The 22029-nt window shown below is 53.6% G+C and carries 24 protein-coding genes; all 24 read right to left on the reverse strand.

The window, feature by feature from the left end:
* Positions 1-3: 3 nt before the first annotated feature.
* The 24 genes from neuB to F560_RS0108705 all read right to left on the reverse strand — a co-directional run bounded on the left by neuB (position 4) and on the right by F560_RS0108705 (position 21935).
* Positions 4-1083 (reverse strand): N-acetylneuraminate synthase, encoded by a 1080-nt coding sequence (gene neuB, locus F560_RS0108580; protein ID WP_019005313.1) that lies wholly within the window; start codon positions 1081-1083, stop codon positions 4-6.
* Positions 1080-2267 (reverse strand): UDP-N-acetylglucosamine 2-epimerase, encoded by a 1188-nt coding sequence (neuC, locus tag F560_RS0108585; protein WP_033395937.1) that lies wholly within the window; start codon positions 2265-2267, stop codon positions 1080-1082. Before neuC ends, neuB begins: the two co-directional genes overlap by 4 nt.
* Positions 2264-3454, reverse strand: coding sequence for a LegC family aminotransferase (locus F560_RS0108590; RefSeq protein ID WP_019005315.1), 1191 nt, complete (start codon positions 3452-3454; stop codon positions 2264-2266). The genes neuC and F560_RS0108590 overlap by 4 nt, the downstream gene beginning before the upstream one ends.
* 29 nt (positions 3455-3483) lie before the next feature.
* Entirely contained in the window at positions 3484-4491 is a 1008-nt protein-coding gene (locus F560_RS0108595; protein WP_019005316.1) for an NAD-dependent 4,6-dehydratase LegB, read from the reverse strand.
* Positions 4484-6388 carry a motility associated factor glycosyltransferase family protein gene (locus F560_RS0108600; RefSeq protein WP_083932048.1) on the reverse strand — a complete coding sequence of 635 codons (1905 nt, stop codon included), beginning with the start codon at positions 6386-6388 and terminating at the stop codon, positions 4484-4486. The genes F560_RS0108595 and F560_RS0108600 overlap by 8 nt, the downstream gene beginning before the upstream one ends.
* A complete protein-coding gene (locus tag F560_RS0108610) occupies positions 6385-6984 on the reverse strand; it encodes a DUF8042 domain-containing protein (RefSeq protein ID WP_019005319.1) in 600 nt (199 codons plus the stop codon). Before F560_RS0108610 ends, F560_RS0108600 begins: the two co-directional genes overlap by 4 nt.
* A 124-nt stretch (positions 6985-7108) precedes the next feature.
* A complete protein-coding gene (locus F560_RS0108615) occupies positions 7109-7939 on the reverse strand; it encodes a flagellin N-terminal helical domain-containing protein (RefSeq protein ID WP_019005320.1) in 831 nt (276 codons plus the stop codon).
* Between the two features lie 102 nt (positions 7940-8041).
* A complete protein-coding gene (locus tag F560_RS0108620; protein ID WP_019005321.1) occupies positions 8042-8452 on the reverse strand; it encodes a hypothetical protein in 411 nt (136 codons plus the stop codon).
* Positions 8445-8834 carry a flagellar export chaperone FliS gene (gene fliS, locus F560_RS0108625; RefSeq protein ID WP_019005322.1) on the reverse strand — a complete coding sequence of 130 codons (390 nt, stop codon included), beginning with the start codon at positions 8832-8834 and terminating at the stop codon, positions 8445-8447. Before fliS ends, F560_RS0108620 begins: the two co-directional genes overlap by 8 nt.
* Positions 8835-8864: 30 nt before the next feature.
* Positions 8865-10340, reverse strand: a complete 1476-nt coding sequence (gene fliD, locus F560_RS0108630; RefSeq protein WP_019005323.1) for a flagellar filament capping protein FliD — start codon at positions 10338-10340, stop codon at positions 8865-8867.
* Between the two features lie 33 nt (positions 10341-10373).
* Complete coding sequence (locus tag F560_RS0108635) at positions 10374-10769, reverse strand: flagellar protein FlaG (RefSeq protein WP_019005324.1); 396 nt, start codon at positions 10767-10769, stop codon at positions 10374-10376.
* Between the two features lie 11 nt (positions 10770-10780).
* Positions 10781-11029 carry a carbon storage regulator CsrA gene (csrA, locus tag F560_RS0108640; protein ID WP_019005325.1) on the reverse strand — a complete coding sequence of 83 codons (249 nt, stop codon included), beginning with the start codon at positions 11027-11029 and terminating at the stop codon, positions 10781-10783.
* Complete coding sequence (gene fliW / locus F560_RS0108645) at positions 11016-11480, reverse strand: flagellar assembly protein FliW (protein ID WP_245554829.1); 465 nt, start codon at positions 11478-11480, stop codon at positions 11016-11018. The genes csrA and fliW overlap by 14 nt, the downstream gene beginning before the upstream one ends.
* Positions 11481-11504: 24 nt before the next feature.
* A complete protein-coding gene (locus F560_RS0108650; RefSeq protein WP_019005327.1) occupies positions 11505-11975 on the reverse strand; it encodes a DUF6470 family protein in 471 nt (156 codons plus the stop codon).
* A gap of 29 nt (positions 11976-12004) precedes the next feature.
* Positions 12005-12895, reverse strand: coding sequence for a flagellar hook-associated protein FlgL (flgL, locus tag F560_RS0108655; RefSeq protein ID WP_019005328.1), 891 nt, complete (start codon positions 12893-12895; stop codon positions 12005-12007).
* Positions 12896-12907: 12 nt separating this feature from the next.
* A complete protein-coding gene (gene flgK, locus F560_RS0108660) occupies positions 12908-14488 on the reverse strand; it encodes a flagellar hook-associated protein FlgK (RefSeq protein ID WP_019005329.1) in 1581 nt (526 codons plus the stop codon).
* Positions 14489-14561: 73 nt separating this feature from the next.
* Positions 14562-15059 carry a flagellar protein FlgN gene (locus F560_RS22835; RefSeq protein WP_169449894.1) on the reverse strand — a complete coding sequence of 166 codons (498 nt, stop codon included), beginning with the start codon at positions 15057-15059 and terminating at the stop codon, positions 14562-14564.
* 13 nt (positions 15060-15072) lie between these two features.
* Positions 15073-15354, reverse strand: a complete 282-nt coding sequence (gene flgM, locus F560_RS0108670) for a flagellar biosynthesis anti-sigma factor FlgM (RefSeq protein WP_019005331.1) — start codon at positions 15352-15354, stop codon at positions 15073-15075.
* Positions 15355-15477: 123 nt separating this feature from the next.
* Positions 15478-15891 carry a TIGR03826 family flagellar region protein gene (locus tag F560_RS0108675; protein WP_019005332.1) on the reverse strand — a complete coding sequence of 138 codons (414 nt, stop codon included), beginning with the start codon at positions 15889-15891 and terminating at the stop codon, positions 15478-15480.
* Positions 15892-15987: 96 nt separating this feature from the next.
* The gene (locus F560_RS22840) at positions 15988-16752 is read right to left on the reverse strand and encodes a ComFC family protein (RefSeq protein WP_019005333.1); all 765 of its coding nucleotides are present in this window, start codon (positions 16750-16752) and stop codon (positions 15988-15990) included.
* On the reverse strand, positions 16749-19016 hold the full coding sequence (locus tag F560_RS26220; protein ID WP_019005334.1) for a helicase-related protein: 2268 nt from the start codon (positions 19014-19016) through the stop codon (positions 16749-16751). The genes F560_RS22840 and F560_RS26220 overlap by 4 nt, the downstream gene beginning before the upstream one ends.
* A gap of 292 nt (positions 19017-19308) precedes the next feature.
* Positions 19309-19743, reverse strand: a complete 435-nt coding sequence (locus F560_RS24540) for a hypothetical protein (RefSeq protein ID WP_019005335.1) — start codon at positions 19741-19743, stop codon at positions 19309-19311.
* Positions 19744-20044: 301 nt separating this feature from the next.
* On the reverse strand, positions 20045-20767 hold the full coding sequence (locus F560_RS0108700) for a response regulator transcription factor (protein ID WP_019005337.1): 723 nt from the start codon (positions 20765-20767) through the stop codon (positions 20045-20047).
* A complete protein-coding gene (locus tag F560_RS0108705) occupies positions 20757-21935 on the reverse strand; it encodes a sensor histidine kinase (protein ID WP_019005338.1) in 1179 nt (392 codons plus the stop codon). The genes F560_RS0108700 and F560_RS0108705 overlap by 11 nt, the downstream gene beginning before the upstream one ends.
* Positions 21936-22029 lie beyond the last annotated feature (94 nt).

Here is a 22029-nt window from a genome sequence, read left to right on the forward strand (position 1 = left end):
CCCTTAAGGCTCAATTTTCTCGTATTGCCGATACGGGCGATTTGCCGGTTTGCCAATCAGTTCCCAATATCGCATGGCGGATAAACCGTCGCCGGGCCGCATAACCGCCAGATTGTCTTCGGAATAAAGCTCTCCTTGCCGAATAGGGGTCTTGGCCACGATGCTTTTGCGAGCCGGAAGCCGGTTGCGAATTTCGGAAGGAGTCGGCAGTTTCACCGGCATTCCCAATGCGGTCTCGACTTCACGGATCCCTTTGACCATGGCCGCAAGTTCATGCGGCTCCAGCGAACTGGTATGATCCGGTCCGGGCAGTCGCCGATCCAGCGTAAAGTGCTTCTCGATGACGACAGCTCCGCGCGCAACCGCCGCTAACGGGACAGCGATTCCTTCGGTATGATCCGAATAACCGACAGGCAACCCGAACGCAGCCGCCATCGAGTCCATGCTGCGCAGGTGAACCTCTTCTAAAGGGGCAGGATATTCGGAAGTGCAGTGCAGCAACGTTACCCGATCCCGCAGAACGGCTTGTCCAGCCGGAGAAACAAAGGCGTTTAACAGCGACTCCCGATTGGGATAACCGTCAGCATGCAGATACCCGTAAGCAAGAATCATCAACGCTTCTTCAATCTCGCTCAATGTCGCCATCCCGGTAGATAGAAGAATAGGCAGCCCTGTTCGTGCCGATGCCAAAAGAAGCGGACCGTTCGTAATCTCGCCTGACGGCAGCTTCAAACGCCGAACGCCGCAGCGTTCGGCAAGAAACGATAGACTGTCCGTGTCGAACGGAGTCGACAAAAATTCAATTCCATATTTCCGGCAGTGCCGCAACAAAGCGAAATGAGCTTCTTCGTCCAGCTCCAACCGTTTCAACATGTCAAACTGGCTTTCAGCCGACGAGGTCGTCAGCTTTTGATAGTCCGCTTTGCCGGCCTCAGGGGTTACCAGCCGTTCGGCTTTGAACGTTTGAAATTTCACCGCATTCGCGCCTGCTTCGGCCGCCTTTTCGACGAGTTGCAACGCCAGGTCCAGCGAGCCGTTATGGTTGACTCCCGCTTCGGCAATGATGTAGACGGAGGAAGTCATTGTTCCGCCTCCTTCGAATACGTACACATGTCTGTCTCGTAAAAGGATTTGATCAATATCCCATCCAGGCGCGCCGTTTTTAAAATACGCTTAATCGCAGGCGCGGTATTTCCTTGTCCGTATAACGATTCGCAATTCGCAAGAACGTCTTGAAAAGCGGGAGACAGCCCCTTTTTTATCGCGTTTACGATTTCTTCGCTGGATTCTCCGCAGTCAATAATAGAAGGCCCTTTAACCCTTCCCTGCTGGCGCGACCCGATATTTACAGTCGGCTTTTTGAACATTGGCGCTTCGATAATGCCGCTTGATGAATTGCCCACGACCACGTCGACATGTTGGAGGGCGCTTAAATATCTGACCTGTCCCAATGAAACAAAAGCAACAGCCCGTTCCCGGTTTGCTGCCACATACTCGTCAATCATGCGAGCCATATTGCGGCCATCCGGATCGGAATTCGGTTTGGTGAAAATAAGGTGCGCATCCGGAAATTGATCAAGAGCATCCAGAAGCTGCTGCATATATTCAACGGATGAAACGCTTGACAGCGTTAGCGGATGATACGTAACGAGAAAGCAGCGCTCTCCCAATTCAAAGGAAATCGATTTCTCGAATTGTTCTCTATTCAGTAACGGTAATTTGCGGATATGATCAAGCCCGATAGCGCCGACATGAAATACGCGGTCGGGATGCTCGCCCAATTGAATCACTCTCTGGCGATAGGTTTCCGTTGCCGTAAAATGCAAATGCGACATTTTGGTTATAGAATGCCGAATCGCCTCATCGATGGCTCCTTCCGTGCTTTCTCCTCCATGCAGATGAGCGATGGGAATACGCGCAACCATTGCCGCTTGAGCCGCTACCATAATCTCATAACGATCGCCAAGCACAACCACAATATCCGGGCGTAGGCGTTCGAATACATCCGCAAAGCCGATCAGGCCAACCCCCATCGATTTGGTGATGCCGGCCGGCGTATCGCTGGAAAGCAGCATCTCTACTTTCGCATCGATAGGGAACCCGTCTTTTTCGATTTGCTGATAGGTAAGACCGAATTCCGGCGACAGGTGCATGCCGGTGACCACAAGCTGCAGAACCAAATCGGCGTCCTCTTGTATCTCTTTCAGAAGCCAATACAACAGACCGTATTCAGCTCGTGAACCGGTCACGACACATATTTTCCTCATAGCTCCTCCCGAATGATCGAAGGTCCGCTCGGCAAGTTGATCACTTTTCCTTCAAGCTCCATCGTCACGGTCAACTCCATTCGAGGGCAATCGGCGTACATGGGAAGAAGATGAAGCGGAGTCCAAATCGGCCTTGTCAAAAAACCATGTTTATTGGTCTCTTGCAAAATCTCATCCCGCAACTGCATATCAGGCTCATTCAGGATAATCGCATTCAGCCAGTAGTTGCTCTCCGCATGTTCAGGCTCGCTAAAGAAGGAAATGCCGCTCACGGCTTTAAATCCTTCCCTGTATTTCTCTGCAAGCTTGCGCTTGCGAGCCAGAAACTCGGGAAGCTTCTCCAATTGCGCACAACCTAATGCCGCATTGATATTCGGCATCCGGTAGTTATACCCGATCCGATCATGCTTGTACACCCATGGGTGCGGGAGCTTCGCCGTGGTCGTCAGATGCTTAGCCATTTCGGCCAGCTTCTTGTCCTGAGTCAGAATGGCTCCGCCGCCTCCGGTCGTCACCACCTTGTTGCCGTTAAAGCTTAACGCGCCAAACCGGCCGAAGGTGCCCGTATGTCTGCCTTTATACTTGGAGCCCAGAGATTCGGCCGCATCCTCGACGACCTCCAGGCCATATTGCTGACACACATCCAGCAGCGCATCCATATCGACGGGATGGCCAAAAGTGTGCATCGGCACAACGGCCCGGATGCGTCGGCCCGTTTTCCGATTATAGAGCCCCTTGTCTCCTCTGCGCTCTCCGATTTCTTGCAAATAATCATGAAGACGTATAGGATCCAGCCCTAACGTTAAGCGATCCACATCCACAAAGTGAGGGACGGCTTGGCAGTAAGACACCGCGTTGGCGGTTGCCACAAACGTCAGGGAAGGGATCAGCACTTCTTCTCCCGGTTCAACGCCTGAAAGCAACAAAGAAATATGCAGCGCGGCAGTTCCGTTCACGACCGCTACCGCATAACCGGAGCCTGTGTAAGCAGCCAGATCGTTTTCCAAACGCTCGACAAAACGTCCTACGGATGAAACCCATCCCGTATCCAGGCATTCTTTAACATAAGCCCATTCGTTCCCTGAAAACTCAGGTTCGTGCAACGGCAACGTGTGTCCGCTATTTCCCGTCACTTGTTTGACAATCTCGGCAATTTCCGCTCCCAATGAGCGTTTTTCCGTCTTCATAAGGCTTGGCTCCTCTGAAGCATTCATCATTAAATGTTGTACCGATCCGATTTATATCCGGCCAGATTGGCCGGATTCGTGAACCATTCGATCGTCTTGGCCAATCCTGCCTCGAATCCTTTTTCCCCGCCATATGCCGGCTGCCAGTTCAATAATTCACGGGCTTTACGGTTGTCCGCCCACAGGCGCTCGACTTCGCTTTTCTCGGGACGCAGCCGGACTTCATCCGTTTCAATCTCCAGTTCCGCATTCATCAATCTGGCAATCAAGCGCGCGGTATCGCCGATCGAGATTTCAAAATTGCTTCCTATATTAATCTCTTCGCCGATGGAGCGGCTCGACTCCAGGAAAGAAATGAAGCCTTGAACCGTATCCTCGACATAATTGAAATCCCGCGTTGGATGAATGGCGCCTAATTTAATCTTCCGATTTCCCTGCGCCAATTGCGTAATAATGGTCGGAATGACCGCCCGCGCCGACTGACGCGGACCGTAAGTGTTAAAAGGACGAATAATGCCGACAGGCAGGCCGAATGAACGATAAAAGGCCAGCGCCATTTGGTCGGCGCCAATCTTGGACGCGGAATAAGGGGACTGCCCTTGCAGCGGATGCCGTTCATCGATCGGCACATATTGAGCCGTCCCGTATACCTCGCTTGTGGAAGTATGAACGATCTTGGCTACGCCCAATTCCTTGGCCGCTTGCAAGACATTTAAAGTTCCCTTTATATTCGTGTCCACATATGTATCGGGAGAATGATAGGAATAAGGTATCGCGATAAGCGAAGCGAGATGCAGCACCGCATCGCACCCCTGCATGGCACTGCGCACGCCATGCGGATCGCGAACGTCGCCCGCAAACACCTCGAAATGACCGCGCACATCCTCCGCGCAACGATCCAACCAGCCCCATGAATTAAAGGAATTATACAGTACGAAGGCGCGCACATCGTAGCCGCGGCGCACAAGCGCCTCCGTCAGATGAGAGCCAATAAAGCCGTCGGCTCCCGTTAATAAAACCTTGCGAAATTTAGCCATTGCTCAAACTCCCAATTTGGTTATCTTGAAGACGTTTCTCACGAAATATTGGGTCCTCCATTAATTCTTGGAATCTTGTTATAAGTAACGAGGTTACTTCCTCCCATGAGCGCATCAAAGGCTCGAAAAGTTCCAATAGCTTTGACACCTTGGATGGCAAATGAATATCCTCCTTCATTTGATACCAATGTCTTTCCATGTAGTTCAATTCACGCTGCAAAAAGAATCCATGAACGTATTTAAACGACTCATCATCAATGATTGTTTTCCATATATCCTCAAAATTGATGAGCCATTGGCGAAGTTCCTCATCGTTATAGTTATCCAATTTTCCTCTAACGGCGTTTACATGTTTCTCTAATTGCTCAAATTGCTCATCAAACCTTGGCAATTCTTCATAAAACTTAACTACTCGATTTATTATACGGCTACGGCGTTCTTCCGGATAAGGCTTAAGAAGCCGATTGATCTTTTGGATAAACCAGCCATCACCTAAGTCTACCTCCTTCCGTTCTTCAAGCAATTGCTCCAAGGTTTTTAGCTTGGTTCCTTTAATCGCAGCCCCGACGCGCGAAGCATTATAGAAAGCGTAATCGGAATATTCATCAATCAACCGCTCAATTCCCTCTCTGAGGACGTTCATCGATTGATTTGTCCGATTTTGCGAACCTGAAACATTGTCAACCCATTCTGTGAATTGCTGCATTTCCAAAGCAAGTGCCTCTGGGTCACGATGAACGACCCCGTCTGCATAGTATTGATCACCCGGAAATGAAAAGTCTTGCCCAATCAGCACTAATTCTCTGCATCCCAAATAGATGGCCGCTTGAATAGCCGTACCGCTAACCGTTCCTGTAGATTGAAAGACAGGATCGATTTCAGTCAATTGCATAAAATATGCAGTCGGCGTATCCGTATTAAAAAACGCATGCATTAAATAATTATATTTTTTACGCAGAATGGATGAATGAACATCTGGAATATACAGTAAAGGAACGTTTTCCAAATCCAGTGGTTCAAATGCTTTGAAGTTATTTTCCGATGGGTCCATCACCACTACTATATCCGGTTCGATCTTATATTTTAACAACGCTTGCACGCTTGTTCCCGCAGCGATAATCAGCGCACGATTTTTCAAGCGCCTCAACGTTTCCGCTTCCATGCCAAGCGAAGGTCCCGATCCAACAATGATCGCAGGCATTTCACTGCAGCAGTCCCGTAATTCCTTTATTGAAGGCGTCTCAATATTAACCGGTAAATTTAAAATTTTGTTTCTTGCCCAGTCATGCCGAAAATGGGTTAATGTCCTCAAAGAGCTAGCAAAAGATTTCGTCACTTCTTTAAGCACTTGACGGTAATTCAGAATCGTATCCGGAAATAGATTCCGGTATGCAGGCATTTCCAACACAGCGACCTGCTCATCGGATTGGGCAAAAAACTGAGCTAAAGATTCATATTGTACGATAGATTCTTCGCCAATGCCAAAAATTGCAATACGTTTATTTCCAAGAATATCTCTTAAGTCACGATACTCCAATGCACAAAGAAACATATCGATATGGGGCTCATGCACAAAGACTCGTTTATCAGGATAGGCTTTTAAGAATGCTTCAAGATGATAACCGAAACCAAATCCATATAATATGACATCTTGCATTTCATTCACTTGCTTAGATATAGAAAGGGCCCAACGTTCGGCCTCCAGCTTTGGATCATATCGGCTATATACAGAGCGAAGCTTTCCATCTTCTGCACGTATTGAAACAATTGCATCTCCATGTTTGGATGACTCCGTTACATAACGTTCCCGATTATAAGAACGATTAAGTACTAGTTTGTAGATTTCGGGATATTGTTCTCGCAAAAACAACAGATTATCGGCGGCGAATTTTCTCATATGTTCACCTTTGACTGAATAGATCGTTCGAATTGCTGGAATAGCTCGCCGATCTCATACTTAATCAGGTCTCCGGCTGCTACGTGTTCTTCCTCCGCTAAAACCTGTTCCAACTCGGATAAAAGGTTGGGCAGATGCTCAACAAATAAGGAAATATCATGAAAAAGAGGGTTGATTTCTTGCGCTCTTCGTAACTGCAACAATATAATATTCGCTGCTTGGTTAACCCATCCAATGCCTTCAAGCAATTGTGAAAACAAATTCCAATCTTGCTTCTCCATATCTCCGTAAAACAAATCGGATATCGATTCAATGGCCCGATTGACGCGCGGCAAATACTTATATAACTCCTGAATCATATCCTTCACAAAAACGTCTCCGTTAATAGTTTCGATTCTGACCTCCCGAATCTCGGCAAGGTTTTGCTTAAGTACCGTCTCGTAATGATCTCGATATGAATTTCCATCGATAATCACTTCTTGAACAATTTCATTTTCCGCATACAAGGAAGAAAAAATTTGATTTATCTTCTGCTCGCGGTCATGAACGTCCAATGCGCTAAAATCGGAAACATTGCCTAAATAGGTAACAATCATGAAATCAGCACCTGTCCTCTAATTTACACTTCTATAGCTTAAATATCGGCAAAATTCGATAATAATTGAATAGAAAAACTCCTCATCCAACCGGATGAGGAGTAGGAATTATATCCTGTTATTCTTAGCCCAGCAGTTTGAGTACGTTTTGCGGCAAAGAGTTTGCTTGCGCCAGCATTGCCGTACCCGCCTGAACCAGAATTTGTTGTTTCGTGAAGTTCGTCATTTCTTTTGCCATATCAGCATCACGAATGCGGGATTCGGAAGCGGACAGGTTTTCAACGTTTACGCCAACATTGTTGATCGTGTGTTCCAGACGATTTTGTACAGCACCCAACTTAGCACGGCGAGAGGAGACTGTGGAAATCGCAGACTGCAGGATAGACAATGCAGATGCCGCACTTCCGCGCGTACCTACACCAACCTTATCAAGAGCGAGGTTGGCAAGGCTCAGGGCGCTACCCAAATCCGCAGTAATCGTAGTGCCTTTCTCCCACCCAACTTGGAAAGTCAAAGATTTACTACCGGTGCCACTTCCGTTCAACACTGCAATTCCATTAAACTTCGTCGTTTTAGTAATGTTGCTAATTTCCGCCTTAAGTTGATCCACTTCAAGCTGGATTTGAGAACGGTCTGCATCCTGCAGCGTGTCGTTCGCCGCTTGCGTAGCAAGCGTGTTCAGACGTTGCAGCATCGAGTGAACTTCCGTCAGTGCGCCTTCAGCCGTTTGGATCAGCGAGATGCCGTCTTGTGCGTTAGCCAACGCTTGGTTGTAGCCGTTGATTTGGTAGCGCAGCTTCTCGGAAATCGCAAGTCCTGCGGCGTCGTCAGCCGCACGATTGATGCGGAGACCGGAAGACAGCTTCTCAGCCGTTTTGGCCAGTTGCGTGTTGTTGTAGCTCAGGTTGCGGTTCGTGTTGATCGCACTGACGTTCGTGTTAATGAACATTCCCATACTGTTCATCCTCCATGATCGTATTGAGTACCGCTTCCTTGCGGTCTATTCCATATATCGGCAGACGCTACGACAAATTAAATACTTTCGGAAAAATTTTTTCTATTTTTTTTCGTCGAAATAGTACGAAATCCCCGGGTCCTTTCCCATATGATAATAAGACTGCATGATCTTGATCTGATCCCGGGTTTGGCGAAGCTCCGTCCCCACGGACGAGTACTGCTGCCGAATGATTTCCGTGCTCATTCGATTCGCTTCGAGGGCCTGTTCTGCCAAAGATTGAATATGCTCGCGGCATATTTCCTGAAATCGCTCGACTCCGACGAGCGATTTCAAACGTTCTCCATCCTCCGTCGCGAGGCGTTGCCGCTGATCCCATTGACTGGCGAGCTCCGCAAAGTCGTCCCAGTCCACATCCGTCTGCTGCAGCAGACGATGCTGATCGCGGGCGATTTGAAGAAGCTTCGCATAATGCTCTTCCCACTCCCGGATCAATGATTGCAGCTCAGCCATGTCCGACCGAAACCTCCCGGCCGATCTGATCCCAGGCGGACTTGATCTCTCTCAGCAGATCCGCCACTTCGGCGAGAGGCTCTTTTTGTTTTTTCACATTTGCCTGCACCAGACGATTCAGCATATACAAATAGAGGCTTTTCAGGTTAGACGCAATGGCCCCGCCTTGTTCCTCGTTCAAGCAGGCCAACAGCTCGGAGACAATATCCTGAGCCCGCACAATCCGTTGATGCGCTTGGCCTAAGTCGCCGTTGTCCAACGACGTTATGGCTCCGGTCAGATTTTGAATGGCGCCTTCATAAAGCATTTGGATCAGCCGGTGAGGCGAGGCCGTTTCATATTTGTTTCTGCGATAAGTTTGATACCCCGTCTGATTGATCAAAGTTTTCGCTCCTTACCCTAAAATAAATGACTACGAATTTTTCGAGTACATTGCGGAAACGACGCCATTCATCCAGCTTTGCTGGCTTTGAAGCGTTGAAAGGGCCGTTTCCATTTGGGCAAACTTTTGTTTCAGCGCAGCTTCCTTGACGTCCAGACGAATTTGCATTTGTTCCATTTGATCGGTTATAAACGAAATTTCGGAATCATAGCCTTCGATTTTCGTTTTTAGAATGCCGTTTGAAGCACTGGACCAATTAAACAAGTTGTCGCTAAAAACGCGCGCGATCCCTTTCGATGTATCGGCTTCGTCATTGGCCAACAGCTTGTAAACGGCATCCGGGTCTTTTTTTAGAGCTTCGATGAACTTGTTTTTATCAAAAGACATCTTGCCCGTCATTTCGCTGGCCGACGTAGCCCCTTTATCGACTTCCAGACCGATTTGGAATAAGTACTTCAGACTAAGATCGGATTTCCCGTCGGCTTTCGTACCCGCCTGAAGATTGACCCAGTTCCCCAGACTGGACAGAAGACTATTTAATGTGGAATCGGCCGAAAGCGGGGTCCGATAATTGGAATCCGTAAACGACTTGGCCGAATTCACTGCATCAATAACGGCATTATAGGCATCGACAAAGGCGGATATCAAGCCTGCGACAGCTTCCGTATCGGTATCGACGGACACGGTTGTGGTGCCCGGCGCAACCAAAGAAAAGGAGACGTTCTCAATGACGCCTGCGACCGTATTGCTGCTGGAAGTGACAGTGACGCCGTTCACCGTAAAGTTTGCATCCGCCGCCTCTTGAACAACATTCTTTAGATTATTGCCAGCATCCACTAATCCCAGCTTCTGCAAAGCAATGGAATCTCCGGTTATGCCATATGCCCCGGATCCTACTTTAATCGAATTTCCCGCGCCCGTATTTTTAGATGACAAAACGAGACTGACTTCAGTATCGCTTGTCTGCAAAAGGGATGCTGTCAAGTTGGCGCTGCCGGCATTAATCGCATTTTTAAGACTCGTCAAAAAGTCCTTATCCGTGGCAGCGTCCGCAGCAAGTTGGCCCACATTAATCGTAACGTCATCGATCGTAATCGTCGCATCCGAGGCGATTCCGGCTTTCACGCTCGTACCGCTGCTGTTGACCGAATCCGTCCGAATAATGTGGTTTTGCGCAATATTGTTCACGACCACTTGATACGTTCCCTTAGCTGCGCCGGCTGAGCTAGAGACGTTCAGCACCTTCGTATCCGAACTGGTCGCCGCCGTCTTGGTCAGGTTGGACATGTACAGCAAATCGCTCGCCGCCGTACGCAGCGCGCTTACTTTCGTGTTCAAGGTGCGGAACAGCGACTGGATTTTGCCGTAATCGTTCTTGCGATTTTCCAAGGTGGTATAATTGGTTTTGTCGGAAGCCATTAAAGCCGAAATCAACGTGTCCGTATCCAATTTGGAGAACAAGCCCGTCAAAGAAACCGAACTGGTGTTGACGCTGCTGACTGCCATCTAGATTACCTCCTCTTTTGACCCTGACGGATCTTACAATTTCTTATCCATGAACAAGCCGATCATGTCCCGCATCTTAATGGACAAATCGATCAGGAATTCCGGCGGCATGCTCGCCACCACCTCTTGCGATTCTAAGTCGATCACTTCGACATAGGTTTGTTTGGCTTCTTCGTTATACCGGAAGCGGATTTGCTTCTCATAGGGTACCAGCGATTCGTTTACCTTTTTGAGTTCTTTTTCCAAACGTTCCTTGTCTTCATCCGAAAGGCTTTTGAAATCGAACTTGTTTTCCTTTTTGTTGTCGACAGTCCAATCTTCGCCCTGTTTTTTGGCGCTTTCGATCGATTTGAACGTTTCCTGGGATGCGGATCTGGCTGTATGCAGTTCGAAAGCGGAAATTCCATCTGCCGGTTGAACCCCGCTCATGTAGATCCCACCTAATCCTTTTTATTGAATTTGTCGAACTTTTCCAAAAAGTGAATCAGTTGCTGGCCTTGTACGGCCGGTTGCCCCGCGAGCATATTTTCCTGACGGATGCTTTCGTACAATTCCTTGCGCAAAATCTGAACGTTGGCAGGAGCCGTGAATCCAAGCTTGACCGTCTCGCCTTCGACGGCCAAAACCTGCACCTCGATCTGATCCCCCAGCTTCACGATCTCTCCCACTTTTCGTTTAAGAACCAGCATCCGCCGCCCCCTCCTTACTGGCGCGAATAAGAGGATGCCGGATAGGCAGCTCCTGATCGTGAATGATAAATTGAACGCCCGACCGATGCGCCGGGGACAGCAAAACCGGGGCCTTCAAATTGACATAAACCTGGTCCTCGATCACATTGACAATCAGCCAAGTCTCGACTTCCTCGGGGCGCTCCACCCCCAACAGTTCGGCCGTTTCGTCGTCAATGTGAAAGCCGTAATTGTCCACAACTTGCGCCGCAGGAATGACGATGAAGCTGATCTGGGCATCGAGAGCATGTAAAATCGAAAAAGGGAAATTGTCAAGCTGGATGAGCGCATAGCGCCGGATCTCCTGAAGACCGATAATCCCTTTTTCAAACCTGTAAATCTGCTCCTCGCTTATTTCCAGCGTTCCGTATCTTTCGCTATGAAAAGTCAAGGATTGTCGGCCTTGTGTCACGCTTTCCGCTTCCTCCCGTAAAACTCATTTTCCTTGCGGAACGCCAATTACGATCGTTCTCATGTTAAAGTCGATTTCCGGCGGATGTACGCGAATGTCGATTTTCGCCGGCTGCCGCGGCAAAGCCGCAAGAACGACTTCCCGGTTCGAGTTGCGCATGTAGGTCTCAAAAGCGATTCGGCCGTAGACATTGCCCGGCTCCTTGTGAATGTCCCGAATGCGCCGGCCGTTATGGACCTTGTCGCTGATTCCCTGGGCATAAGTCTTTTCCGCTCTGTCCTTGATTTCCCGAAGGAAGGTGGAAGGACGCAGCACTCCCAGGTCCTCCCACACCCGCGTCATATCGATATCCATTTCGGCCGTATGAAACCGGATTTTCAAATCGGGAGGGGTATACCGAACGTTGGACTCCGACGGTCTGGATACCTGCCGCACGCGGGCTTGGACACGACTTACAAATTCGTCGCTCACCCGGATTCCCGCAATTTTATCCATCGCCTCGTCTCCCCCCTTCTTCTGCGGAATTATTTGATATAGTCAACCAGCGACACTCTCATAATTTGCGCGCCGGTCGCCAGCGCCGCCTGGAAGACGTTCTGCTTCAACTGCAGTTGCGTAATGGCGTCCGCATAGTCGACGTCGGCCACATTGGACCGAAGCGTTTGCAAGTTCACGATGTTCGACTCGATGCGGCTCTCCATTAAGGTAAAACGGTTGGCCCTGGCGCCGATTTCGGCGCGCTGTACGGAGAAGCGGTCGGATGCGGCCAGAATTTTGTCGACATCGTCGTCCAGAGCGCTCGTGTTGTTGGTTTCCAAATGATCGATCAGATTGTCGAAGATTTTGAAGACATTGTCGTCGCTTCCGGCCTCGCCGAAAATTTTCTCTCCGGTAATGCTGACCGGCACTTGGACCAGGGGGCTGACGTTTAACTGGAACACACCGGGATCCGTCGACTCGTTCGCCGCGTTAGCCGAAGTATAGGGAGGCTGATCGGTTTTTTGCCCGTTAAACAGGTATCGTCCATTATACGTGCTGTTGCCGATCAAAACCATCTGTTCCCGTAGCTGCCTGATTTCCGCCGCGATCGTCTTCCGTTCCTCGGGAGTTATCGTGTCGTTGCGCGCCTGCAGCGTCAGCGTATGCGCCCGCTTCAGCAGATCGTCCGCCTGTTGCATAAGCGAATCCATCGTATTCAGAATGCCGCTGCCGGTTTGTGCATTGGTTAAATACTGGTCGCTGCGGTTAAGTTCCGTATCGTACCGCATGACATAAGCGATTCCGACGGGATCGTCGCTCGGTTTGCTGATCCGCTGGCCGGTCGCCAGCTTGTTTTGCCAATCGTAGATTCCCGTCTGGGTATTGCGCAAATTCGTCAGCAGCTGCGTGTACTGCATCGTACCCGTAATACGCATTTATCCACCCTCCTACAAACCGACGCGGCCCGTTTGGTTAATGATCCGGTCGAGCATTTCGTCGATGGTCGTCATCGCCCGGGCAGCCGCGTTGTATGCGTGCTGAAACTTGATGACATCGGTCATTTCCTCGTCCAGCGAAACTCCGCTCACTTCCTGCCTGCGGGTATCCGCCGCGTCCACCAGTTCCTGCTGGTTATTCATGTTTCGAAGCGCATTATCCGCGGTCGATCCCAATTGGCTGGTTACGGCGCGGAAGTAGTCGTCGATCGTCCCCGAGGTCAGATTCGTAATGCTGGCGGAGTAGGCGAACGACTTGTCCCGCAAAGTCGTAATCGCGTAGGCGATATCCCCGTTGCCCTTGATCGTCCTTTTCGTTCCGTCGGCCAAGGTCTCGTATCTGCCGGAAGCGGCGATTTTGCTTGTGTCGTCGGCAATGACGGGATTCAGCCGGATGTTGCTCATATTGAAATCGGTGCTGCCGTCCGAAGTCGTGAAGAAGTCGATGCCTGCGGGCGTCGGATCGGAGGTTCCATAACCGAGTCTATGAAGGCCATTAATGCCGTTTACGGTCAGCTCGACGGAGGAGACGATTTTGGAACCGGCGGGAATGATCGTTCCGGCGGGAATGACCGTTCCGTCGTCCAGCGTTACGTCGTTATTCGCCGTCAACGGTTGGGAGGTCGTATAGCCGTTGGCCAGCGTTACCGTGACGGCTCCGCCAACCAGGGTCTTGACCAGCGCGTTCAGCTCGTCACGGATTTGCGCGATATCCGCCTTCGCCTGCACGTATCCGGCCAGCTCTCCGGAAGTCGCGTTCGCCGCGATGTCCGCCGTTACCGTGGCGGCCTGGTCGTTGGCCACGACCTGCGTCCCGGCGATGCTCAACGTAAAGTCGCCCGCCGGCGTTTCGGCATATTCGATGTTTACGATCGAAGACAATTGATCCAGCAGCACGTCGCGTTGGTCGCGATAGTCGTTCGCGTTGGCGCCGAGCGACTCGGCTCTGCGGATGTAGTCGTTCAACTGCGCGATATTGGCCAGCATCGTATTGACCGCGGATACCTTGGTGGCGATGCTGCTGTCGATGTCCCGTTCCAGGGCGGTAAGCGACTCGTCGACTTGCTTGAACGTATCGACCATGTTGGTCGCTTTGGCGATGACGTCGACCCTGGCGCTGAGCAGCGTCGGGTCCCGGTTCAGCACTTCCCAGGAGTTCCAGAAATCATCTATAACGCCGCGAATCCCGTCGTCCGACGGCTCGTTCAAAATCGCCTGAATGGAGTCCAGGTTGGCGTTGCGGATCTTCCAGTAGCCCAGTCCCTGGTTTTCGCGCCGATACTGCGTGTCCAAATAATTTTCGCGGATGCGGGTAATGCTGTCCGCCTGCACGCCGGTGCCGATTTGCCCGACCGTCGTGCTGCGCTGCATGCCGACCGCTTCCTGAGGACGGGTAGCCGACAGGTTCACGCGCTGTCTCGTATAGCCGACCGTACTGGCGTTGGCGATGTTGTGCCCTGCGGTCTGCATTGCCAACGTTTGCGTCAGCAGAGCGCGCTTGGTCGTCTCAAGACCCAGAAATGAAGATGGCATTGGGCAACGTCCTTTCCCCGAATAGGATGGTTAGCATTCGATGATCAAGTTTTGTTATGCCTTTCGTTATGCGTCATGCCTTGAAGTCGTACAGCCCGTTCCGGCTCGTCGGCGCGGGCGTCTGGGAGGGGGCCTGGTAGACGGCCTGTTCCGGAACGCCCGTCAGCAAGTCCAGCGACAGTTCAACGAAGTCGAGCGCTTGCCTCGTCAACGCCTGGTTCAGATCGTTGAGCTCCCTCAGCTTTGCGGCCTGCTCCAGCAATCGGTCGATCCAACCTTCAATGGCGGTTTTGTCTTCCGGACTGGTGACCATCCTTGCCACCTCGGTCAGCGTAAGAGGCTCTCCGCGGCTGATGCCTAAAGCGCGCTGAAACGCGAGAATCGCCTGCGTCCGGGCGTGCTCCGCTTCGGACATTTTTTTGAGCAGCCTTGACTCCTTCGCCATTACCAAGGTCAGCTCGTTCAATTGATTCTGAACGATGCAGTCTTTCTTTTGCTTGGCCAAGTCGATCAACGCTTCATACAGCTCGTGCGTCAGTTGAAGAGATTCCTGAAGCTCCCGTAGGCTCACGCGCATCCCCCTGTCATTGTCCCCTCAGAAACGGAAGCAGCTTCTCGGCGATTTTGCCTGCGTCCAAATAGTACGTTCCGGAGGAAACCTCCTTCTTCAGCATCTCGATCCGCTTGGCGCGGTCGATCTCTTTCAGGTTCCCTTGCGCTCCCAACAATTCTTTCGCTTCTTCGGAGATCTGCACCTCGTCCTTGCGGCTTCCTCCCGAAGCGCTGCGGGTACGGGCGTCGTAGGTCGTATGATAATGGTTGAACAACGCAATGCGCTGCGATTCGTTGACTTTCAAATCGATCACCTCAAGTGCGGATCCGAAAAATAAAAAAACCGATAATCTTATAGAAGTATTATCGGTTGGGCATTCTTAAATTTTAATAGATGCATGAAAAGCCTTGCAAATCTCGTACGGCAGGACGAACGGTCAGCGGTCTTTGGGCCAGTTGTTGATCTGGTAGGCGCTCTCGGATCGTGCATGATCGCTCTGGCGGTCCGACGATTTCCCCTCGCTGGCCAGGCGAACCTGTTTGCTCAGTCGGGTCCGGCAGTTATCACACATATTCCCTTCCCGAATCAGCACGCCGCATACTTCACACGGATAGGACATGTTCGGAGCGTTGTAAAGCGATATGCGCCCTTCCTTGATGAACTTGGTAATCTGCCTGATCGTGACTCCCGTCGCATCGGACAATTCCGTGATCGTGGCGCCTCTATGTTTGCGCAGATATTCTGCGCAAGCCTCGTATTCTTTCTCAATGACCTTTACGCAGCTGGGACATATATCTCGAAAATGGCGGGCAAACAATTTTCCGCAGCGGGGGCAATTCGCCAGTTCCATTTCAATGACCCCTCCAGTCTCGGCGACAGCGACGCGATCGCATAGGCCACCTCTCGACAATGCTTATACTAATATTTACAAGAAAATGCCATGATGTCAAGAACGGGCCCACAACAATCCGTAAATTTTACAGGAAGGGTAGGCTTTTCGTATGACGTACGCGCATTCGTTTATCGTGCTTCCGGTCGTATAAATATCGTCGACTAATATAATATTCCGTTCCTTGCCGTCGTCCAGCAAAGCGACCGGACCGGCTGCGGCAAAGCTGCCTCTCATGTTTTCAAGCCGGTCGCCCCGGCCTTTAAAGCTTTGCTTGTCCGTATGGCGGACGCGCCGGAGGAGCGGCAAATAGGGGATTCGGTACCACCGGGCGATCCGCAAAGCCATGCGTTCCGCCTGGTTGAATCCCCGTTCCCGAAGGCGCTCGTCGGCAAGCGGAACGGCGGCCACCGCGAAGGCCGTTACCCGGCTCAACAGCCGTTCCGCCGGCAGCGCCAGCATCGCCGCCAGGACAGGCTCCAGCCGTTCAAGGCCCCGATATTTGTACAGCGCCAGCCAGTCCCGCATGACCGCGTCGTAACGAACAGCGGCACGGCAGCATTGAAAATGCCGGACGGAGCGGCGCAGACAATCGCCGCAGCGGTCGGGACGGCCGCAAATGGAGCAGGCCGCAATGTCGATCCAGGGGATGGCGCGCATGCAGTCGCCGCATAAGGACGATAAGGCTTGCCGTGCGGCGGCATGCCGAATGGGAACGGGCAGCGGAGGCGCCCCGTCGCGGCGGTCCCGCCCGCAGACCGGGCAGCTGCCGTTGTGCGGGCTAAACCAGCGGTACATGCGTTCAAGCCATTCCCCTTTCATCCCGGCGTCTCCTCCAAAAACCCAAGTTTGCGGGCCAAACGGTTCATCGAACGGATCTGCATTTTCGCGCGCTTTTGAGAGCGGGTGACATATGCGGAGCAGAAAAAGACGCGCCCCTTCGGGTCCTCCGCCGACCGGCCGGCCCGCCCCGCCATCTGAACGAGCGCCGCATCGTCGAACATCGCATGGTGCGCATCGAGAATGCAAACGTCGCTGCGCGGTATCGTCACGCCTCTTTCCAGAATCGTCGTTGTGACGAGAACCCGCAGCCTGCGATTGCGGAAATCCGTCACCTTATTCCCCCGATCCGGGTCCTTGGACGACGTGCCGCCGATCGCCTCCCGGGAAAGTCCCCAATCGCCCGCGTGCCGCCTGAGCAAAGCGACGATCGGTTCGACGTGCCGTATGTACGGGACAAAAATGAACAACTGCGCGCCCCGGCGCACCGACTCGTGCGCCAGCTTGCGGAGCGCCGCCGGAACGCGGCCCCGGTTCACCCATTTGGCAATGGGCGGAACCGTCAAACGGGCCGGCACCGGAAGAGGGCGGCGATGGAAGCGGACCGGCACCCGCGCGCACGGCAGGCGCCCGCTTCTGGCTTCCCGCTGCATCGCATGCGGAGGGGTAGCGCTTAGAAAAACGGTCGCCCCCATCCGCCGCTGCGCCTTCATCGCGGCATAATGCAGCATCGGATCGTTATGGTACGGAAACGCATCCAGCTCGTCGATGAGCACCAGATCGAACGCTTCCTGGAAACGGAGCAACTGGTGCGTGGTCGCCAGCGTCAACGGCGCGTTCGACCAGCGATCTTCGCTGCCGCCGTACAGAACGGCCAGCTTCGTGCCGGGAAAAGCCTTGGCAAGCCGGGGCGCCAGCTCCAGCACGACATCCCGCCGGGGCGTCGCGACCAGCGCCCTTCCTCCCCGGCTCAGCACTTCCTCCAGCAGCGGGAAAATCATCTCGGTTTTGCCGGCGCCCGTCACCGCCCAGAGGAGAAATCTCCGCGAAGGCGGCTTGCCAAGCTCCCGGTTCGCATGCGGCACCAGGCGAAGCAAGCAAGCCGGCAGCCGCCGGCGAATGCGATCCGGCAGCCGTCGCCCCCACGCGCGCGACAATCGGCCCGACAAGCCGTGCTGCTCGCCGGCAGAAGCGCGTTTGGCTTGCCTGCGCTCGTCGCGCCCCCGCCCGCCGCGATCGCCGACTTCGCGAAGGAATCGTACGGCGGCTTCGGAAGCGCGCAGCTGCGGCTGACTGAGTCCCCAGCGGTCCACAAACAGCGGGGACCCGGAATCGCCGGCGTCATGGGGCGGATGACCCAAAGACGCCATCTGTGCCGGGCCTGCGACAAGCAAGCCGCACGCCCGGCTGCGCCCCATCGTGATGCACGCCTCGCAGACGGCGCACGAATCGCTGCCGCACGAAGCGCACGCCGAGCGGCGCATGCGGTTCTCGCCGCTCCCGCAGCGGCGGCAGCGAAGCCCTCGCCGCCCGCGGGGCGGCTCGATTGCAGCGGCAAGCCTTGCCTCGCCCAACAAGGCGGCGAGCTGCAGATGGCGCAGCGCGTCGCCGCTATCCGCCTGGGACAGCAGGCCGAGCGCTTCGTCCAGCAGCAGCGAACGTCCTTCAAGCTGCCTTCCCGCCTGCCTTGCGGCCCGTAGCAGCTTAGCCGCTTCGTCCCGATGCCAATCCGCCCCGGCCCCGACACCTCCGTTGCCGCATCCGGGTGCATATCCGCCGCTGAACCCGCTTTCGCCTCCATCCCCGCCTGCTTTCGCGTTTCCGCCTCCGCATCCATTTCCGTCGGCGTCCCCGTTCCCGCCGCCGCATCCACCGCCGTTCAAGCGTCTCCAATCCGCAACCCTCAGCGCGTCGACCGCAACAGAATGGGTGCGGTGGCCGGCATTCGCGCGCGTTCGGAAACCCCAGAGAGCCAACCGCCCCCTCTTTTTCCGCAAAGAATCGTTTCCCTGTCCCGGTCCCGCCGCTTCCTGCAGAAGCCGGCTCGCTTCTTCCGGGCTCACCCGCTGCGCGCCCATCCGCTCCATCCGCTCCTTCAAGCGCTCGTACACCGCTTCCGCCGCCCCCAGCGGCAGCATCGGGCGCAGACGGCACAGCCATTGCGCTCCCGCATGCGGAATGGGCGCCCTTTCCGCCAACCGGAACCACTCGTGCATCCAGAACATCAGATCCGTCTCCCAAGAAACCGTCCAGAACGGATAGGCGCGCCCTTCATCCGTTATCGCGACATAAACGACCGCTTTCACCGCCCAGTCCCCCTCGTTTTTCGAAATAACCGGATCACCGGCGCCCGGACCATCGACAAAAAAAGCACACCCGCGCGCGGCCAACCTGGCCCGCAAGGTGTGCTTCACCCGAACTGATGCAATTGTTAAAAACAGTATACTCCCATTTGCGCCAAAACACAATCCGGCCTGCCCTCACGCCCTGGCCCCGTACCAACCTACGTGCCAACCTGCGTGCCAACCTGCGTGCCAACCGACGCGCCTCCCAACGCGCAAATCCACGCGCCTGCCTTGCGCACCCCAAAAGCCAAGTTCAGCGCGGAAGCAGCCGCAGGTGCTCTTCGTTCGACAGGTTCACCCACACCAGCCGGCGCTGCGGCGGAATTCCAAGCGGCAGGCGCTCCATAGCCGCCCCCCCTGCCTGACCGCCCTTTTCGACGGAGGAGGACCATCCGCGAACAACGCCGACCCCGCCGTCCGTGCGCGAGGCCAGAAGCGAAGCGATTTTGCCCGTGTCGTCAACCGAAGACGGCTCCAGCACGATCGTAATCCCGACCTCGCGGCCGGTTCTCCACGCAAAATGCCGCAACGCCCTCACATATCCCTCTATCTGCATCTGATGATTGCCGGCAACGAGTACAAAATGGCTTTCCTTCTCCCCGGCCCCGCCCTTGCGGGCGCTCCACCAACGGACGCAGCAGGCCGCTGCCGCATAGGCGGCGACAATCCATATCAGATCGACCATCATCACGCTCGCCTCCCCGCAGAATAACGGCTCATGTCCGAAGCCTGATCATTCTTTGTGATACAGCATATGCTGTCGGGAAAAGTCAGGTTCCGTTCGCCGCCGGAAGGCGAAGCAATGCCGCAATGGCGGAGAACCTCAGAAAGCGTTTGCAAATCTGCCGACCCGAATCCGCGGCTTTCACAACCAAAAATAAACCGCCCGAAGGCGGCCTGTTTCGTCGCTAACCGGTTAACCGGCGCCTTTCGAACGGATCTTCGAACGCTATCGCATACGGCGGGCATCCCAACCAGATTATGTAAACTTACAGCGTTACCCAACCGTATTTGATCGAATTGATGACCGCCTGCGTGCGATCGTCGACTTCCATTTTCTGCAAAATGCTGCTGACGTGATTTTTGACCGTCTTTTCGCTGATGAACAGGTTTTCCCCGATGGACTTGTTGCTCTTGCCTTCTGCCATCAGCTTCAGCACTTCCGTTTCACGCCGCGTCAGCGGATTGTTGCCGTTCATCGCGAACTTCGTCACCGTCTCCCGGCTTGCCGCAGCGCCCGATGCCGCTCCGATCTCGTCGAGGTACGTCATTCGGCGCAGTTGGTTGATCAGCTTGCCCGTCACCTTCGGATGGATGTAGGCATGCCCCTCCGCCACGGTGCGAATGGCATTGACGAGCGCTTCGGCCTCCATGTCCTTGAGCAGATAGCCCGAAGCTCCCTTGCGCAGCGTCTCGAACACGTAGCTTTCGTCGTCGTGAATGGACAGAATGATGACCTTGATATCGGGGAAAATGTCCCGCAGCCGTTCCGTCGCCACTACGCCGTTTTCGACCGGCATGTTGATGTCGAGCAGCACCACATCCGGCTTCGTCCGGTTGCAGAACTCCAACACCTGAATGCCGTCGCTGCACTCGCCGATTACCTCCAGGTCGGATTCCATATTCAGAATTCGTTTCAAGCCTTCCCGAAACAACTGGTGGTCATCGGCAAGCAACACTTTGATTTTGCGGTTTTGCGTTTTATTTTCCATCATAGCCCAACTCCTTTCGCAGCTCTGCTTGAATCGGAACTTCAATCGTAATCGTGGTACCTTGTCCGACGCCGGATTCGAAAGAAATCTTCCCCTGAAGCAGGTCGACTCGCTCCTTCATTCCGATCAGACCGAACTTGGAATGGGTTCGCGCCCTCGACTCTGCAACGTCGACATGGAAACCGACGCCGTTGTCTCGAATGGTAAGCCGAATCATCTCCTCCGAAAACACAATTTCGAGCGTCACAAGAGACGCCTCCGCATGCTTGTATGCGTTATTGAACGCCTCCTGAACCAGGCGGAACATCGCCGCCTCGAACGCGGATGGCATGCGTTTCTCTCTGCCGATTACGTCGAACTTCGTCCGAATGGACGTCCGTTCCTCGTAATCCTGGACGAACTTGCGCAGCGTAGGAATCAGACCGAGATCGTCCAGCGTCATGGGGCGTAGGTTAAAAATGATTTTGCGAATCTCGCCGAGATCGTTGCGGAGCTGATGCTTCAGGTCGATTAACTCGCCGCGCACGACTTCCATATCCTGCATCCCGAGCATGCGTTCCGCGATTTCGGTGCGCAGGACGAGATTGGCGAGCGACTGGGCGGGTCCGTCGTGGATTTCCCTCGCGATCCTCTTGCGTTCTTCCTCCTGGGCCAAAATGATCTTGAGTCCGATCAGCTGACGGTTTTTGCTCGATTCCAAAATGCGCGTCACCTGCGACAGATCCCCCGACAGATAGTCCAGAACCACGTTCATCTGCGAGCCGATCGCCTCGGCCCGCTCGATGGAACGCTCGACTTTGCGGACGCGGCTCTGCAGCTCGCCGCGCCGCTTCTTCAGGTAGTTCTCTTTCTCCCGGTAAACCATTAGATCCAGCAGCAGGTTGGTCGCCTTTTCGTATGCGGATTTGATGTCCTTCTCGGTGTAGCGCACAAAGTCGCGGCTTACTTCCGCAAGCCGAACCCGGGCCAGCCGGTAATCCCGTTCCAGCCGGTCGACCGTATCGATGACCCGGGTCGTCTCCTCCAGCACCTGTTCGAGCTCCCGCTCCAGCGATTCCAGCTCCATCCTGGCCGATTCGCCTATTTCAAACACTTGCATTTTGCTGTCTTCCATTACCTTGACGGCATTCTGGATGACACGGTCAATCTGGTCCACAGTATCTTCCACGAATCCATTTCCCCCTGCGCCATCCCTGGCAACTGCCCGCGCGCCAACTTATGCCCGCGCAGCGACCGCCCGCTCCCTGACTTGGAAAAGGGGC

The organism is Cohnella laeviribosi DSM 21336, assembly GCF_000378425.1.
GTDB lineage: Bacteria > Bacillota > Bacilli > Paenibacillales > Paenibacillaceae > Cohnella > Cohnella laeviribosi.

Coding starts and splice junctions, on each gene's coding strand:
- neuB (WP_019005313.1), bottom strand. CDS start 1,083: ATGACTTCCTCCGTCTACATCATTGCCGAAGCGGGAGTCAACCATAAC.
- neuC (WP_033395937.1), bottom strand. CDS start 2,267: ATGAGGAAAATATGTGTCGTGACCGGTTCACGAGCTGAATACGGTCTG.
- F560_RS0108590 (WP_019005315.1), bottom strand. CDS start 3,454: ATGAAGACGGAAAAACGCTCATTGGGAGCGGAAATTGCCGAGATTGTC.
- F560_RS0108595 (WP_019005316.1), bottom strand. CDS start 4,491: ATGGCTAAATTTCGCAAGGTTTTATTAACGGGAGCCGACGGCTTTATT.
- F560_RS0108600 (WP_083932048.1), bottom strand. CDS start 6,388: ATGAGAAAATTCGCCGCCGATAATCTGTTGTTTTTGCGAGAACAATAT.
- F560_RS0108610 (WP_019005319.1), bottom strand. CDS start 6,984: ATGATTGTTACCTATTTAGGCAATGTTTCCGATTTTAGCGCATTGGAC.
- F560_RS0108615 (WP_019005320.1), bottom strand. CDS start 7,939: ATGGGAATGTTCATTAACACGAACGTCAGTGCGATCAACACGAACCGC.
- F560_RS0108620 (WP_019005321.1), bottom strand. CDS start 8,452: ATGGCTGAGCTGCAATCATTGATCCGGGAGTGGGAAGAGCATTATGCG.
- fliD (WP_019005323.1), bottom strand. CDS start 10,340: ATGGCAGTCAGCAGCGTCAACACCAGTTCGGTTTCTTTGACGGGCTTG.
- F560_RS0108635 (WP_019005324.1), bottom strand. CDS start 10,769: ATGAGCGGGGTTCAACCGGCAGATGGAATTTCCGCTTTCGAACTGCAT.
- csrA (WP_019005325.1), bottom strand. CDS start 11,029: ATGCTGGTTCTTAAACGAAAAGTGGGAGAGATCGTGAAGCTGGGGGAT.
- F560_RS0108650 (WP_019005327.1), bottom strand. CDS start 11,975: ATGGATAAAATTGCGGGAATCCGGGTGAGCGACGAATTTGTAAGTCGT.
- flgL (WP_019005328.1), bottom strand. CDS start 12,895: ATGCGTATTACGGGTACGATGCAGTACACGCAGCTGCTGACGAATTTG.
- flgK (WP_019005329.1), bottom strand. CDS start 14,488: ATGCCATCTTCATTTCTGGGTCTTGAGACGACCAAGCGCGCTCTGCTG.
- F560_RS0108675 (WP_019005332.1), bottom strand. CDS start 15,891: ATGGAACTGGCGAATTGCCCCCGCTGCGGAAAATTGTTTGCCCGCCAT.
- F560_RS22840 (WP_019005333.1), bottom strand. CDS start 16,752: ATGAAAGGGGAATGGCTTGAACGCATGTACCGCTGGTTTAGCCCGCAC.
- F560_RS24540 (WP_019005335.1), bottom strand. CDS start 19,743: ATGATGGTCGATCTGATATGGATTGTCGCCGCCTATGCGGCAGCGGCC.
- F560_RS0108700 (WP_019005337.1), bottom strand. CDS start 20,767: ATGGAAAATAAAACGCAAAACCGCAAAATCAAAGTGTTGCTTGCCGAT.